14 protein-coding genes are annotated in these 15,403 nt (G+C 71.5%); 9 read left to right on the plus strand and 5 right to left on the minus strand.

Features of this window, described 5'->3' with window-relative positions; genetic code table 11:
• The first annotated feature begins 32 nt into the window (after positions 1-32).
• Positions 33-404, plus strand: a complete 372-nt coding sequence (locus ACW9TB_RS26530; RefSeq protein ID WP_472750773.1) for a VOC family protein — start codon at positions 33-35, stop codon at positions 402-404.
• Between the two features lie 42 nt (positions 405-446).
• On the opposite strand, the gene ACW9TB_RS26535 is transcribed toward ACW9TB_RS26530, so the two are convergent.
• Both ACW9TB_RS26535 and ACW9TB_RS26540 read right to left on the minus strand, forming a co-directional pair.
• Positions 447-1,604: a cation:proton antiporter gene (locus ACW9TB_RS26535; protein ID WP_472750774.1), complete on the minus strand. Its 1,158-nt coding sequence runs from the start codon at positions 1,602-1,604 to the stop codon at positions 447-449.
• 7 nt (positions 1,605-1,611) lie between these two features.
• Entirely contained in the window at positions 1,612-2,094 is a 483-nt protein-coding gene (locus tag ACW9TB_RS26540) for a cation:proton antiporter regulatory subunit (protein ID WP_472750775.1), read from the minus strand.
• Between the two features lie 161 nt (positions 2,095-2,255).
• Here ACW9TB_RS26540 and ACW9TB_RS26545 point away from each other — a divergent pair, with 161 nt between their 5' ends.
• The 5 genes from ACW9TB_RS26545 (at position 2,256) to ACW9TB_RS26565 (ending at position 6,407) form a co-directional block, all read left to right on the plus strand.
• Complete coding sequence (locus tag ACW9TB_RS26545; RefSeq protein WP_472750776.1) at positions 2,256-3,086, plus strand: ABC transporter permease; 831 nt, start codon at positions 2,256-2,258, stop codon at positions 3,084-3,086.
• 152 nt (positions 3,087-3,238) lie between these two features.
• Complete coding sequence (locus ACW9TB_RS26550; RefSeq protein ID WP_472750777.1) at positions 3,239-3,937, plus strand: ABC transporter ATP-binding protein; 699 nt, start codon at positions 3,239-3,241, stop codon at positions 3,935-3,937.
• Positions 3,934-4,932, plus strand: a complete 999-nt coding sequence (locus tag ACW9TB_RS26555; RefSeq protein ID WP_472750778.1) for an ABC transporter substrate-binding protein — start codon at positions 3,934-3,936, stop codon at positions 4,930-4,932. The genes ACW9TB_RS26550 and ACW9TB_RS26555 overlap by 4 nt, the downstream gene beginning before the upstream one ends.
• Before the next feature lie 40 nt (positions 4,933-4,972).
• Positions 4,973-6,082, plus strand: a complete 1,110-nt coding sequence (locus ACW9TB_RS26560; RefSeq protein WP_472750779.1) for an LLM class flavin-dependent oxidoreductase — start codon at positions 4,973-4,975, stop codon at positions 6,080-6,082.
• Positions 6,083-6,227: 145 nt separating this feature from the next.
• Positions 6,228-6,407, plus strand: coding sequence for a hypothetical protein (locus ACW9TB_RS26565; RefSeq protein ID WP_472750780.1), 180 nt, complete (start codon positions 6,228-6,230; stop codon positions 6,405-6,407).
• Positions 6,408-6,479: 72 nt separating this feature from the next.
• On the opposite strand, the gene ACW9TB_RS26570 is transcribed toward ACW9TB_RS26565, so the two are convergent.
• Positions 6,480-7,583, minus strand: a complete 1,104-nt coding sequence (locus ACW9TB_RS26570; RefSeq protein WP_472750781.1) for a TetR/AcrR family transcriptional regulator — start codon at positions 7,581-7,583, stop codon at positions 6,480-6,482.
• 83 nt (positions 7,584-7,666) lie between these two features.
• Between ACW9TB_RS26570 and ACW9TB_RS26575 the strand changes: the two genes are divergently transcribed.
• Positions 7,667-9,415 carry a right-handed parallel beta-helix repeat-containing protein gene (locus ACW9TB_RS26575; RefSeq protein ID WP_472750782.1) on the plus strand — a complete coding sequence of 583 codons (1,749 nt, stop codon included), beginning with the start codon at positions 7,667-7,669 and terminating at the stop codon, positions 9,413-9,415.
• A 388-nt stretch (positions 9,416-9,803) separates the two neighbouring features.
• Entirely contained in the window at positions 9,804-10,088 is a 285-nt protein-coding gene (locus ACW9TB_RS26580; protein ID WP_472750783.1) for a DUF1540 domain-containing protein, read from the plus strand.
• A 163-nt stretch (positions 10,089-10,251) separates the two neighbouring features.
• Here the strand turns inward: ACW9TB_RS26580 and ACW9TB_RS26585 are convergent, their stop codons facing one another.
• Together ACW9TB_RS26585 and ACW9TB_RS26590 are read right to left on the minus strand one after the other, a co-directional pair.
• On the minus strand, positions 10,252-11,703 hold the full coding sequence (locus ACW9TB_RS26585) for an MFS transporter (protein WP_472750784.1): 1,452 nt from the start codon (positions 11,701-11,703) through the stop codon (positions 10,252-10,254).
• 344 nt (positions 11,704-12,047) lie between these two features.
• The gene (locus ACW9TB_RS26590; protein WP_472750785.1) at positions 12,048-13,652 is read right to left on the minus strand and encodes a M4 family metallopeptidase; all 1,605 of its coding nucleotides are present in this window, start codon (positions 13,650-13,652) and stop codon (positions 12,048-12,050) included.
• 448 nt (positions 13,653-14,100) lie between these two features.
• Here ACW9TB_RS26590 and ACW9TB_RS26595 point away from each other — a divergent pair, with 448 nt between their 5' ends.
• Entirely contained in the window at positions 14,101-15,318 is a 1,218-nt protein-coding gene (locus ACW9TB_RS26595) for a hypothetical protein (protein WP_472750786.1), read from the plus strand.
• Positions 15,319-15,403: the final 85 nt, after the last annotated feature.

Genomic DNA, 15,403 nt, shown 5'->3' on the forward strand with positions numbered 1-15,403 from the left:
GGGAACGACAGGACGAGCGGAAGGAGAAGGACGTGTTCCGGCAGACCAGGGCGTTCAGTGGATTCGCGGTGGACGACGTCGACACGGCGAGAAGGTTCTACACCGAGACCCTCGGGCTGGAGGTGTCCGAGCGGAACGGCATGCTGACCCTGCACCTCGCCGGGGGCGGGAACGTGCTGGTCTACCCGAAGCACGACCACGTCCCGGCCTCGTACACCATCCTCAACTTCCCGGTGGACGACATCGACGCCGCCGTCGACGGGCTGGTCGGGCGCGGGGTGGTCTTCGAGCGGTACGACGGCCTCCCGCAGGACGACAGGGGCGTCATGCGGGAGGGGGGTCCCCACATCGCGTGGTTCAAGGACCCCGCGGGCAACGTCCTGTCCGTGCTCCAGGAGGGGTGACGGTCCCGCCAGGCCCGCCCGTTCCGGCGGGCCGGGCGGGACTCAGGCGCGCTTGGCGATGGCGGTGATGAAGGGCTGGACGAGCCGCGCGGCCAGCGGGCCGAACGCGGCCAGGATGAGGACGTACGCGGCGGCCAGCGGGCCCAGGTCGGGGTGCACCCCGGCGGCCACGGCGAGCCCGGCGATCACGATGTTGAACTCACCCCGGGGGATGAGCGCGATACCGGCCCGCGCCCGCCCGGCCCTGGCGATGCCCGCCCGGCGGGCGGCGTAGGCGCCGGTGAGCAGCTTCGTGATCATGCTGACCAGGGCGAGTAGCGCGGCCAGCCCGGCGACCGGCAGGATCTTGCCCGGGTCGGTCTGCAGACCGAAGAAGACGAAGAACACCGCGGCGAACAGGTCGCGGATCGGGGTGAGCAGCGCCTGCGCGTCCTCGGCCAGCTCGCCCGAGAGCGCGATGCCGACCAGGAAGGCGCCGACCGCGGCCGAGACCTGCAACTGCTGCGCCACCCCGGCGACGAGCAGCGCGAGCCCGATGACCTTCAGCAGCAGCACCTCGGAGTTGGGGCTGGAGACGAAGGCCTCGATGAACCTGCCGTAGCGGAGCGCGACCAGTAGCACGACGCTGACCGCGGCCAGCGCGATCGCCACGGTGACCGCGCCGCTGGCGAGGCTCAGCCCGGCCAGCACCGCGGTGAGGATCGGCAGGTAGATCGCCATCGTGAGGTCCTCGAAGACCAGCAGCGACAGCACCACCGGCGTCTCGCGGTTACCGATCCACCCCAGGTCGGACAGGACCTTCGCGGTGATGCCCGAGGAGGTCGCGTACGTGACACCGGCCATGGCGATGGCGGCCACCGGACCCCAGCCCAGCAGCAGCGCGGCGATCGCGCCCGGCGCCGCGTTGAGCACCAGGTCGACGACGCCCGCGCGCGCGTTGCCCTTCAGGCTCGTCACGAGCTCGTCGGCGTTGTACTCCAGGCCGAGGGTGAGCAACAGCAGGATCACGCCGAGTTCGGCGCCGACCGCGATGAACTCCTCGCTGGTGGCGAGGGGCAGGATGCCGCCGGTGCCGAAGGCCAGACCGGCGATGAGATAGAGGGGGATGGGCGAGATGCCCACCCTCAGGGCGAGTGCTCCGAGTATGCCGAGCCCGAGAAGGACAGCACCGAGCTCAAGGAAAAGAATCGCGGTGTGCACCCGTGCCCTACCCGCCGGAAAGGATGTCGGAGACGGCGGAGGTGCTCTCCGGGCTGCCCACCACGACCACCACGTCACCCTCGAGCAGGGTGAAGTCGGGGGCGGGGCTGGCGAACACCTGACCCTCGCGCACCACGGCCACGATGGACGCGCCGGTGCGGGTGCGGACGCGCGCGTCACCCATCGGCCGCCCGGCGTACGGGGAGCCGGACAGGATCGGCAGCTGCAGGCTGACCAGGCCCTCGACCTCGCGGTGCAGGGCGTTGAGGCGCTGCACGATGCGCGGGGCGCCGAGCAGCTCGGCGAGCGCGTCGGCCTCCTCGTCGTTCAGCTTGACGGTCTCGCACGCGCGGTCGGGATCGTCGGGGTCGTATATCACCAGGTCGCGGCGGCCGGTGCGGTGAGAGACGATCCCGATGCGCCTGCCGGACCGAGTGGTGAACTCGTGTCGCAGTCCTATACCGGGCAGTGCCGTCTGCTCGACCTCCACGGTGCCGCTCCTCCGCGTGTGTACGTCCTTTACGGAAAACCTACCAACCCGGGTTCGGCACCGCGTCGCCGACTATAACCCTTATTTCCGATTGACTTTGTGGGTTATTTGTCAGACGATTGGCGGGATCCCCCAGCCTCCAGCCGTGAATGAGGTCTTCCGTGTCCGCTCCCGCCGTCGACGCGGGGATGCGACAACGAGCCGTGCGAACACGGTCACGCGTCCCCCTGCTCTCCGCCACCGCCTGGCAGCGCCTCGCCAGTCCCCTGGTCATCGTCGTCGTCTGGCAGGTCGCCAGTGCCACCGGACTCCTCCCGGAACGGCTCCTCGCCTCACCCCTCAAGATCCTCACCACCGCCGCCGGGCTCGTCCAGGAAGGAGTCCTGCCCGAGGCGATCGCCGTCTCGCTCCAGCGGGCCGTGATCGGCTTCGCCCTCGGCGCGGTCGCCGGAATCGGCCTGGCCCTGGTCGCCGGGCTCAGCCGGGTGGGGGAGAACGCCGTCGACCCGCCGCTGCAGATGCTGCGGGCCCTCCCGCTGTTCGGCCTGATCCCGCTGTTCATCCTCTGGTTCGGCATCGGGGAGACCCCCAAGGTGGCCCTGGTCGCCCTCGGCGTGGTCTTCCCGCTCTACCTCAACACCTTCTCCGGGATCCGCGGCGTCGACGGCAAGCTCGCCGAGGTGGCCCGGGTGCTGCGGCTGAGCCGTACGGAGACGGTCACCCAGATCGTCCTGCCGGGCGCGCTGGCCCAGACCCTCGTCGGCCTGCGGCAGAGCCTGGGCGTGGCCTGGCTGGCGCTGATCGTGGCCGAGCAGATCAACGCGGACGCCGGACTGGGATACATGATCAACAACGCCCGGGAGTTCCTGCGCACCGACGTGATCGTCGTCGGCCTGATCGTCTACGCGATCCTCGGCCTGCTGACGGACGCGCTGGTACGCCTGCTGGAGAGGAGGGCCCTGTCATGGCGCCAGAACTTCCTGTCACGCTGACCTCGTCCCGATCCCGTACGGAGACTCGTACGGAGACGCCTTCGCGCACCGATCCTCGGTCCTCCACGGAGGCACCTTCGCGTACGGAGACCCGGCGCTCCTCCCCGGAGGCCCCGGTTCCTTCGGAGGGAGTGTCCCGCACGGAGGCTCCGGTGGCGGCCGTCAGGGGACTCACCCGGGACTTCGGGGAACGACGGGTCCTCGACGGGGTCGACCTGGAGATCGGCCAGGGCGAGTTCGTCGCCCTGCTCGGCCGTAGCGGCTCGGGCAAGTCCACCCTCCTGCGGGTGCTCGCCGACCTCGACCCCGGCGCCAGGGGCGAGGTCGAGGTCGGCGGCACCGTCGCCGTGGCCTTCCAGGAACCCCGGCTCGTGCCGTGGAGGCGGGTCCTGGCCAACGTCGCCCTCGGCCTGCGCGCCCCCGACCCGCGCGCCGCCGCGCTCGCCGCGCTGGAGGAGGTCGGCCTCGGCGGGCTGCGCGACGCCTGGCCGCTCACCCTGTCGGGCGGCGAGGCCCAGCGGGCCTCCCTGGCCAGGGCGCTGGTCCGCGAACCCGGCCTGCTCCTGCTGGACGAGCCGTTCAGCGCCCTGGACGCGCTGACCCGCATCACCATCCACCGGCTCGTGCTCGACCTGTGGGCGAGGCACCGCCCCGGCATCCTGCTCGTCACCCACGACGTGGACGAGGCCATGCTGCTCGCCGACCGCGTCCTGGTGCTCGACGGGGGCGCCATCGCCCACGAGTCCAGGGTCGAACTGCCCCGGCCCCGGCACCGCGACCACCCCGATCTCATCGCACTGCGCTCCACCCTGCTCAACCGGCTGGGCGTCACCCCGGAAGGAACCGCATGAAACGTCGTGTCACCGCCCTGATCGCCGCGGCACTGCTCCTCACCGTCACCGCCGCCTGCGGGGCGGAGAAGGAACAGGGCGTCCGCGCCGACGGCTCGGTCGACCTGTCCCAGGTGACGCTGCGCGTCGGCGACCAGAAGGGCACGGGTCTCCAGGCGCTGCTGACGGCGGCCGGACAGCTCGACGACGTCAAGTACAAGGTGACGTGGTCCCAGTTCACCTCGGGGCCGCCGATCCTGGAGGCGATCAACGCCGGTTCCCTGGACTTCGGCGCGGTCGGCAACGCCCCGCCGGTCTTCGCCGCCGCCGCCGGGGCGAAGATCGCCGTCGTCGCGGTCGCGGAGAAGGGGGTCGGCGGCCAGGCCGTCGTCGTCCCGGCCGACTCGCCCATCAAGACCCCGGCCGACCTGCGCGGCAAGCGCGTCGCCGTCGCCAAGGGCAGCTCCGCGAACTTCCACCTGCTGGCCGTGCTGAAGAAGGAGGGCCTGAGCTTCGACGACATCCAGCCCCAGTACCTCCAGCCGCCGGACGCCCTGGCCGCGCTCTCCTCCGGCAAGATCGACGCCTGGGCCATCTGGGACCCCTACACCGCCCAGGCCGAGGCCCAGACCAAGGCGCGCGTCCTGGTCGACGGCGAGGGCTACGCCAACGGCTTCGAGTTCCAGATCGCGGGCAAGGACTCCCTCGCCGACCCGGCCCGCACGGCGGCGCTGGGCGACTGGGTGGGGCGGATCCGCAGGGCGCACCAGTGGGCCAACGACCACCAGGACGAGTGGACCAAGGTCTTCTCCGAGCTCACCGGGCTGGACCCGGGGATCGTCGGCACGGCGATCAAGCGCAGCTCGTTCAGGGATCTCAAGCTCGCCGGGGACGTCGTCGAGCGCGAGCAGCTCGTGGCCGACGCCTTCAACGAGGCCAAGCTCATCCCCGTACCCGTGAAGTTCGCCGACGTCGTCGACACCCGGTTCGACGCCACCCTGGAGAACCCCTCGTGACGTTTCTTTCGACGTCCCTTTCGAGGACCGGAGGCACCCGATGAAGTTCCACTGGTTCCTGCCCACCGCCGGTGACAGCCGGGTCCTCACCGGGGGCGGCCACGGCCTCGCCAGGGGGCACGGCCGCTCCGAGGCGGCGGCGTTCCGCGCGCCGGACATCGAGTACCTGGCGCAGGTCGCCCGGTCCGCCGAGCAGCTCGGGTTCGAGGCGGTCCTCACCCCGACCGGCACCTGGTGCGAGGACGCCTGGCTGGTCACCGCCGCGCTGACCCGCGAGACCGAACGGCTGAAGTTTCTCGTCGCGTTCCGGCCGGGCTTCATGTCCCCGACACTGGCCGCGCAGATGGCCGCCACCTACCAGCGGCTCTCGCGCGGCAGGCTCCTGCTCAACGTGGTGACCGGCGGGGAGACCGTCGAACAGGCCAGGTTCGGCGACCACCTGTCCAAGGACGAACGCTACGAGCGCACCGACGAGTTCCTCTCGATCGTGCGCGGCGCGTGGAGCGGCACCCCGTACGACTTCGACGGCACGCACTACCGCGTCGACGGCGCGATGGTCTCCGAGGCGCCCGACCCCGTCCCGGAGATCTACTTCGGCGGCTCCTCGCGGGCGGCGGGACCGGTCGCGGCCAAGCACGTGGACGTCTACCTCACCTGGGGCGAGCCCCCCGAGCAGGTGGCGAGGAAGATCGAGTGGGTCCGCGAGCTGGCCGAGGAACAGGGCCGCAAGCTCCGCTTCGGCATCCGGCTGCACGTGATCACCCGCGACACCGAGCGCGACGCCTGGGCGGAGGCGGAGCGGCTGCTGGCCGCCATCGACCCGGCCGACATCGTCTCGGCCAGGAAACTGCTGAGCCGCAGCGAGTCGGTCGGCCAGAAGCGCATGCTGGAACTGCACGAGGGCTTCGCCGGAGGCACCGCCCGCGACCTGGAGATCCACCCGAACCTCTGGGCCGGGGTCGGCCTCGTCAGGGGAGGCGCCGGAACCGCCCTGGTCGGCAGCCACTCCCAGGTCGCCGAGCGGATCGAGGAGTACGCCTCGCTCGGCATCGAGGAGTTCGTCCTGTCCGGCTACCCCCACCTGGAGGAGTCGTACTGGTTCGGCGAGAACGTGCTTCCCCGGCTCGCCGCCGCGCCCGTGCCACGGTGAGCACGCGGGCGGCCGCAGCGGGAGCCCCGGCCGCCCGGAGGTGAGCGCGGTCACGACGGGCACGGGCCGTGCCCGCCTCGCGGTCGCCGCGCCCGCCATCACGCTATGTGTTGCGTGTGGTCCCGCCGGGGAGGAGTCTCGACCCATGCACGACGACCGCCCGTACGACATCGTGTTGTTCGACGCGACCGGGTTCACCGGGGCGCTCACCGCGGAGTACCTCGCGCGCAACATCGGTCCCTCTCTCCGGTGGGCCCTGGCCGGGCGCGACCGGGCCAGGCTCGAAGCGGTCAGGGAGCGGATCGGTCTGCCCACGCCGACGTGACCGACCCCGCCTCCCTGGCGGAGATCGCGAGGCGGTCCAGGGTCGTCGCGACCACCGTGGGTCCCTTGCGGGTCACGCCTGGTCAGGGGGGTCACCCGGTCGCGGTGTGGAGCGGTGACGCCTGCGGTAGGCGCGCTGCTGGCAGGCCCGTGAGCAGTAGGCGCGGGGGCGGCCCGCCTCCGCCCGCTCCAGGCTCTTACCGCACGTCACACACGAGGCGCTTTCATCACGCCTTACATCACGCTCGCGGACCAGCGCCTCGACACCGTCCAGTACGCGCCGCAGGCCGAACCCGAAGGAGTCCTCCGGCTCGTCGTAGCCGCCCGCCTCCCAGACGCGGGTCAGGGTGGGGTAGAGGTGGAGGTTCTCGTACAGGGAGCCCCTGGCGCCCCACCACTCCTCCTCGGAGACCCCGGTGTGCCGCTCGATCCTGGCGATCTCCGCGACTCTGGCCGCCTCACTGTCCACGAACCGGCCGACGAGGCCCACCACCGCGACCATCTCGGAGGGTCTCAGGCCGGTCCCCTCCAGGGTGCTGAGCGCGTACTCGAAGTGGGCGATGGAGTTCGGGCCGGGAACGTGCCGGGTGCCGCGTACCCCGGCCAGCCAGGGATGGCGGCGGCACAGGGCCCAGCCGCGCCGCGCCCACCCCTCAAGCGCCTCGCGCCACCCGTGCGACGCGCCCGCCGAGATGCCCGCCGTGTCCGCCGGGACGTCACCGCCCACCTCGTCCCGCGCCACGCCCGCCGCCGCGTCACCCGCCGAGCCCCCCGCCCCGGCCCCTGCCTCGCCCCCCGGCCCTGTCCCTGCCCTTGTCCCGGCTCCTGTCGTGGCCTCGGCCCCGGCCCCTGTTCCGGTTTCTGTCCCGGTGCCGGGCGTGACGTCTGCCGGGCCGTCTGTCGCGACGCCGTCTGTCACAACGCCGCCCATCACCGCGTCGCACATCAGGTCGACGAGCTGTGCCTTGCCCGGTATGTGCCGGTACAGCGACATGCTGGTGAAGCCGAGCCGTTCGCCGACCCGGCGCATGGACAGCCCCTCGATCCCGTCGGCGTCGGCGATCTCGACGGCGGCGCGCACGATCGCGCCGACGCTCAGCCCCTGTCGCGGCGCGGCGTCCCACGGCTCCCGCCACAGCAGCTCGACCGTCCGGTTCGGATCCTCCTCGACGGCCACCCGTCCTCCTTCGGCTTGACGCCCAGCTCCAATATCTGTTTATGCTGTATAGCAGCGTTTACATTATAAACGAGGAGTGCTCCTTGAGTGAGCTCTATGTCTCTCCCACCGGTGACGACGCCTGGCCCGGCACCCGGGAACAACCCTTCGCGACCCTCGCCCACGCCCGCGACCTGGCCCAAGGCACCGGTACCGGCACCGTGGTCAACCTGCTGGCAGGCATCCACCGGCTCACCGAAACCCTCCGGCTCACCGAGGCCGACTCCGGCGTGACCTACCGGGCCGCAGCCGAGGCCGACGAGACGGGCGAGACCGGCGAGGTGGTCGTCAGCGGTGGCCGGAGGATCACCGGCTGGCGCGAGCGGGACGGCGTCTGGCTGGCCGAGGTCGGCGACCTCGACACCCGCCAGCTCTACGTCGACGGCCGCAGGGCCGGGCGGGCCGCGATCGACGCCCTTCCCGGGAACGCCACCAGAACCGACACGGGTTACGTCACCGACAGCACGGCCCCGCAGAGCTGGGGCAACCCCGGCGACGTCGAGTTCGTCCTGCGCGGCGTCTACCCGTGGACGGAGGCCCGCTTCGGCGTCGCCGCCGTCGAGGGTGACGAGCACTCGACCACCGTCACCATGGCCCAGCCCGCCTTCGGCTGGGCGATCAAGCTCTACAACTCGGTCGTCCCGTGGGAGGGCGGCGGCGAGTCCTACGGCCCCGGCCTACCGACCCGGGTGGAGAACGGCTCGGGCTTCCTGACCGAGCCGGGCACCTTCGTCCTCGACAGGTCCCGCCCCGGCCACCACGTCCTGCGCTACCGGCCGCGCCCCGGCGAGGATCCCGGGCGTACGGAGGTCGTCGCCCCCGTGCTTGAGGAACTGGTCAGGGTCACCGGCGCCCGCGACGTCGCCTTCCTGGGCATCACCTTCGCCGACGCCACCTGGATGCGGCCGAGCAGCCCCGAGGGCTTCCTGCACTACCACGGCGCCGGTTACTACGACGGCGGCCCCATCGAGAAGGTGTCGTTCGCCGAGGGGGCGTGGGTGACGGTCCCCGGGGAGTCGCTGACGATCCCCGCGAACGTCGTGTTCGAGGGCGCCGAGCGGGTCGCGATAGAAGGCTGCCGTTTCACCAGGCTGGGCGCCACCGCCCTGCGGTTCTCCGACGGCGGCGCCGGAATCACGGTGCGGGGCAACGTGTTCCAGGACGTCAGCGGCGGCGGCGTCTCGATCGGCGGGAGCCGTGGCGTCACGGTCGAGAACAACTGGGTCCACGACATCGGCCTGGAGTACTCGGGCTCACCGGGCATCGCGGTGACCGCGAGCGAGGACTCCACGGTCGCGCACAACCAGGTGAACGACGTCCCGCACTGCGGCATCGTGCTCGGCCCCGGCAAGAGCACCCGGGTCCTGCGCAACCTCACCTTCGACACCCTCAAGGTGCTCGCCGACGGCGGCGGTATCTACCTGTCGGGCCCGCAGGGCGACTCCCACGACAACGGCGCGGTGATCCGGGGCAACGTCGTGCGCGACACGATCACGCCGTACAACTTCGCGCTCTACACCGACTACGGTGCCGCCTGGGTCACCGTCGAGGGCAACGCCGTCCAGCGCGCGGACAACACCGCCACCCTGCAAGTTTGGCCGCCGCTGGAGAACGTCGTCCTCCGCGGCAACGTCTGGGACGCCGATCCCGTGGGCTGGGACGACCCGCCGGAGGGCGTCACCCTGGAGGACAACGCGACGCTGACCGACGAGAAGGACTTCGAGGCCCGTACGGCGGACGTCGTCGCGCGGGCGGGCCTGGAGCCGGGCTACGCCCACCTGCTCGGCCGGTGACCGCCGGGCCTCCGCCGCCCCGGGGACGGCGGAGGTCCGTTCCCGCTGTCCGGCACGCGAACCGGTGGATCTTCCCCGCGTCGCGGCCGGGCGTCCAACGAACGCCCAGGCTCTCTTGGAGAAGCCTTGGGGCCGGTATGAGCGTGAAGGCGATCCGGGCGCGGTAGGAGACGAAGTAGTCCCGGCGCCCGTACGCGGGCACGGGCCGCGCCACGTCCGGTCGCGAGCATCGGCGACCGGACGTGGCGCGGCGCGAGGCGGGCCGACGCCCCGGACATCGACCGGGACACCGGTACCACCACGGGCGACACCGACAAACCAATGGGCGACAGGCCCCGACGAGGCTCGCCGAGCCCGGGACCGGCCCGAGCCCTAGGAGAGTTCAGCCATGCAAATGCCCGCGGTCAACGAGTGCCAGGTCGAGGCGTGCGCGTACAACACGGAACACACCTGCCACGCCCTGGCCATCACGGTCGGCAACAGCAGCCACGCGGAGTGCGAGACCTTCTTCAAGGTCCCGTCGAAGGGGGGCGACCCGGCCACCACCGGCCGCGTCGGCGCCTGCAAGATGGCGAACTGCCAGCACAACGTCCAGTACGAGTGCCAGGCCTCCGGCATCGTCGTCGGCTACGCGCAGCACGACATCGACTGCCTCACCTACGCGCCCGCCTGACACCGGCGCGGCCCGGACCGGAGCGACGGGCTCGCCGCCGGTCGAAGACACCGAAGCCGTCATGGTGATCGAACACCGTGACGGCTTGCCGCGCGCGGCCGAACGATGTCCCGGATCCCGGGAACGGACCGGCTGCTCAGGATCGGCCGCTCGGGCCGGGCGCTCAGGGCCGGGCGGTACGGCGGGAGGTGATCACGTCGGTGACGGCCACGACCAGCGCGACCAGTACGAAGGCGATGGTGACCAGCAGCGAGTGCCGGAACGCCGTCGCGTAGTCGCCGTGCGAGGAGGCGACCTCGGAGAAGAAGACCGAGCCGATCGCCGCGATGCCCACGGCGGTGCCGATGCGCTGTCCCGTCTGGAGCACGCCCCCCGCGGAGCCCGCCCCGGCGACCGGCACCTCGGACAGGGTCAGCGTCTGGTTCGGGGAGATCACCAGGCCGCTGCCCAGACCGGCGAGGAGCAGCGGCACCGCGGTGGCCCAGGCCACGTGCGGGCCGGGGACCAGCTGCACGGCGAGCGCCGTGACGGCGAGGGAGACCGCGACCAGCACCAGCCCGGCCACCACCAGGGGGCGGCCCAGCCGGGTGACGATCCGGCCGCCGAACAGGGAGGTCACGGCCGACCCCGCCGCGAACGGCGTGGTCGCCAGCCCCGCCTCCAGGGGCGAGTAGCCCAGGCCGTTCTGCAGGTACAGGGTGAGGATGAAGAAGACCGCGGTGAAGCCCGCGAAGTAGAGCGCCCCGAGCAGGGCGCCGAGCGCGTACGAGCGCCTGCGGAACAGGGACAGGTCGACCACCGGCTGGTGGCGCCGCCCGTACCGGCGCTCCCAGGCCGCGAAGGCGGTGAGCACGGCGAGCCCGCCGAGCAGGGCCGGCCACCTCGCCGAGGCTCCCCACTCGTGCCCCTCGACGAGCGGCAGGAGGACCAGGACGACACCGGTGGCGAGCAGCAGCACCCCCACGGGGTCCATGGTCTCCCTCGGACGCGGCTCCTTCGCGGTGGGCCGGATGTAGCGGTACGCCAGGACCACGGCCAGGATGCCGATCGGCACGTTGACGTAGAAGACGAGGCGCCACCCGTCGATGCCGCCGCCGAGGTTGATGAGCACCCCGCCGATCAGCGGGCCGATCGCGGTCGAGACGCCGATCACGGTGCCCAGCATCCCGAACGCCCTGCCCCGCTCCGCTCCCCGGAAGAGCTGCTGGATCAGCCCGCTGACCTGCGGGTTGATCACTCCGCCCGCCAGTCCCTGCACGAGTCTCGCGATGACCAGCAGGGTCGGGTTCTGGGCCAGCCCGGCCGCCGCGCTGGCCACGGTGAACAGTACGACGCCGAAGACGAACGCGTTGCGTCGGCCGTACATGTCGCCGAACCGCCCGGCGGGGACCAGCACCAGCCCGAAGGTGAGCGCGTACCCGGAGATCACCCACTGCAGGGCGCTCTGCGGGGCGTCCAGCCCGGTGCGGATGGAGGGCAGCGCCACGTTGACGATGCTGACGTCCAGCAGGGTCATGAAACCGGCGACGAGACAGACGGTCAGTGCCTTCCAGCGGCGCGGATCCGCTCCTCCGTGATCCTGGGGGGAGGTCACCCTGCCCGGTCCGGTGCTCATCCGGCCGCGTGGGGGAGCGGTGCCCCGGCCCGTGGCCGGTTGAGGATCGTCATGACCGCCTCGTTCCCCGTCTCCGGTTGAGCTTTCCACCTTTCAGCAGCGCGTATGTACCCCTTTCAGACTTCCCAATCACAATTCGCCCATCCGCCCCTCGCGACCCGGTCCCTCGCGGGCGGGATCGGAGGGGCGGAAGCGGGAGTGCGGGACCGGAAGGGTGTGCCGCGTACGGGAGGACATGAGTGCGGCGGGCGGCCTCGTCGCCGCCCGCCGCACCGGTCCGTCCGGGTATGGCCGGTTAGTCCCCCGGACGGTGTGTCACCGTCAGCGCGGGGAACCGCCCTGCGTTACGGGCACGTCACCTCGCCGCTCGCGGCCGGGACGTTCACCGCGCTCCAGGCGGCCTTGACCGCGTTCACCTCGACGCAGCCGCTCGGGAAGAGCGACCTGGCGGCGGCCACGGTGGCCCTCCGCGCCTTCGCGTGCGTCCACGGCGCCGTCTTGGTGTTCAGCCCGGCCTGGAAGATCCGGCCCGCCTTCTGGATGCCGATACCGGTCAGGCTCGTCGGCCCCGAGCAGACGGAGCTGGCCGGCTTGCCCACCGGGTTGGTGCCCTCGGCGAGCAGGTAGAACCAGTGGTTCTGCGGTCCGGCCGCCGCGTGCACCGCGGTGGAGGGGATGGACGCGCTGTAGCAGTTCGGGTGTCCCTTGGCCGAGGGGTTGTACATGTTGCGGATCTCGCCCGAGCCGCTCAGGTTGACCTCCTCGCCCACCAGGTAGTCCGGCGGGTCGAGGGACGCGGGCTGGTTGGCGTAGTGCTCGGTCAGCGCGCCGAAGATGTCACCGGTCGACTCGTTCAGGCCGCCGGACTCGTTGCCGCTGCCCCCGCTGCCGCCGGAGTACTGGAAGATGCCGTGGCCGTACTCGTGGCCGACGACGTCCATCGGGGTGGCCTGCCTGGTGTTCGCGCTGTTACGCCCGAAGCTGGTGTAGCTGCCGTTCCAGTAGGCGTTGACGGCGCTCAGGCCGACCCGGGCCGGGAAGGCGCCGCCCGAGCCGGTGAACCCGTTGCGGCCCAGCCAGGCGCTGAGCATGTTCCACTCCGTCTGGGCCGCGTAGAGCGCGTCGACGCAGGCGGTCTCCAGGTTGGTGCCCGAGCCGGTGCCCCAGGAGTCGTCGGTCCCGGTGTAGGCCGAGCCGTTCTGGCCGCCGCAGCGCAGGCCGGGGCGGGTGGTGTCGGTCATCGAGTACGAGCCGCTGGAGCCCGAGGTCTGGATGGTCACCGGGTTGCCGTTGTAGTAGCTGTTGCCGGTCCCGGCGTGCACGTCGTCGTAGGAGTCGACGATCGACCCGTCGAGGGCGTCCACGAAGACGTGCAGGACGCTCGGAGCCTCGGCGGTGGCGCCGGTGACGACCACCTCCCAGGCCAGTTTGGGCGTCGTGGTGGTCGCGTGCACGAGCAGCTTGGGCGCGGCCACGCTCTCCACGGTGGGCAGCTGCGCGCGGGCGGTGGCGGCCGCGGTGGCGGCGTCCACCTTGCTCGTGACGTCGATCGTGATCCTGGCCTGCTGGCCCGAGCTCACGGTCCCGACGAGCTCTCCGGCCCTGTCGGTGGAGACGACCACCTCACCGCCGTAGACCGGCAGCCCGCGGTAGGTGCGCGCGTAGGTCAGGTACTGCAGGCCGTGGGCGCCGGAGATGTTCCTGGACAGGGTGAACTTCTCGTTCTGCCCCTTGAGGAGGGCTTCGGACCTGGCGGCGAGGGTCGTGTTGGCGGTGGTGACCGCGCGGGCACGCGACTCCGCGTCCGGCGGCGCGAACACCGGCGGCTCGGCGGAGACGGTACGGGCTGCGGCGGCGTCCGCCGGGGTGGCGGCGTTCACCGCCGTGGGGGTGGTCATGGCGGCGACGGCCAGTACGGCCACGGCGCCAAGCTTGACCTTCGGATTCACGCGGGGTGACTCCTCTCGATGTCCCTTGGGGGGTAGGAGGGATGCAAGGAGCCCTAAGAAGTCCGGGCTCCATAAAGTTGGCACCGGGAAGGGCGGGTGAGTACCTCGCAAAGTTCCATAACGTCGTGATATGGGCTGGTACGCGTACCGGTGTGGACCCTCGAACAGGGCTCTCACCTGCGCGGGAGCGTCCTCGGGCGGGCGGGATCGGGCCCAATGATTCATGACTCGGCGGGATTACCAGAGTCGGGAATTCCCGCAAGATTGGGTCTTCTCAAGGGCCCGGCCGCGGGTTATCAAGAGCCGTGGGGCACGTGCGCCCCACCACCTCCACCACCCGTCAGCCCCTCCGCACCGGCCCCCCGGCCGTCGCCCGCCTTCCACCCTTCGTCGGACTCTCCGTGACGCGCTCACCGGTCCCCGGTCGTCGCTCGCCTTCCAAGCCCCCGTGGACCCTCCGCGATCCACCACTCTGTCCCGGCTGCTCGCGGCCATCCGCCCCACGTCGATCAAGGACGACATGCGCCAGTTCCGGCAAGTGATCCCACGAGTTCTCCGCGTCGCCGTCGTGCTCGCCGTCATGTTCGCGGCCGGGCTTCCCCCCGCCGTCGTCTCCACCGCCGTCGCGAGCGCCGAGGCGGCCCTCCCCTGGCAGTGGGGGTACGCGTACGTCAGGAGCTCCTCCGTGGTGGACGGAGCCCACCAGGGAGGCTCGTGGCCGGCCGGGCTCAAGGCCGAGGCGTCCCCGGGAGGACCCGGCCAGGTGTTCGTGAAATTCCCGCAGATCGGCCTCGCCTCCGGGGGAGTCGCCCACGTCACGGCGATATCCCGATCCGCCGACTGGTGCCAGGTCCAGGAGTGGCGGCAGTCGGGCGCCGACGAGATCGTGGCGGTGCAGTGCTACCGCTACGGCGGGACCCCGGTCTTCACCCCGTTCTCCGTCGCCTTCGGGCGCAGCACCGAGGTGCTGCGCGCGCCCGCGGCGTTCGGCTACGTGCACTGGAACGGCTCCGCGGTGGCCGGGCAGTTCAACTCATCGGCACCGGGCGCGGCGAACTCCGTCCGGGTCTCCTCGTCCCCCGGAATATGGCAGGTCACCCTGCCGGGGCTCGGCTCGGCGGGCTACGCCGGGAACATCCAGGTCACGGCGGTCGATCCGGCGGTTCCCGCCCGCTGCAAGCTGGGCGGGTGGGGCCCCTCGGCCGCCGAGCAGAGAATCACGGTGAAATGTCACGACGCGGCCGACGTGCCGCTCGACACCGGGTGGAGCCTGACCTACCACCGCGAGCGTTCCGTCGTCGCGACCCTCCCGTACTACCGCTTCGCCTACACCTTCAACAACGAGCCCGACAGGGTGGGCAGCTACCGGCCGACACCGGCGGCCGTCAGTCACAACTCCCGGGGAGGGGGCATCCGGATCGACCACGTGGGGATCGGCCGCGCGAACGTGGTCTTCGGCGACGTCACCGGCGGATACCGGGACAACGTCCAGGTCACCGCCTTCGGCTACGGGCCCGAGTTCTGCAACCTGTACACCCCCTGGGAGTCCTACCCCACCTTCCCCGTCTCCGTGAACATCCGGTACGTCACCTGCTACAACGGCACCACCCAGGTCGACCACCCCTCGATGGTCACCTACGTGTCCGCCTCCAGTTCCAGTTCCTGACCGCCGGGCGATCCCCCGGACGAACGGCGGCGACGCGGCGTCCAATCGTGAGGCGACCATGCGGGAAAGGACAGGGATCCCAGGT

Source organism: Streptosporangium sp. H13245, from assembly GCF_055690525.1.

What these genes read in the sequence shown, in the direction of transcription:
- ACW9TB_RS26580 (WP_472750783.1), top strand. Translation starts at nt 9,804, where the DNA reads ATGCAAATGCCCGCGGTCAACGAGTGCCAGGTCGAGGCGTGCGCGTAC.
- ACW9TB_RS26585 (WP_472750784.1), bottom strand. Translation starts at nt 11,703, where the DNA reads ATGAGCACCGGACCGGGCAGGGTGACCTCCCCCCAGGATCACGGAGGA.
- ACW9TB_RS26565 (WP_472750780.1), top strand. Translation starts at nt 6,228, where the DNA reads ATGCACGACGACCGCCCGTACGACATCGTGTTGTTCGACGCGACCGGG.
- ACW9TB_RS26555 (WP_472750778.1), top strand. Translation starts at nt 3,934, where the DNA reads ATGAAACGTCGTGTCACCGCCCTGATCGCCGCGGCACTGCTCCTCACC.
- ACW9TB_RS26560 (WP_472750779.1), top strand. Translation starts at nt 4,973, where the DNA reads ATGAAGTTCCACTGGTTCCTGCCCACCGCCGGTGACAGCCGGGTCCTC.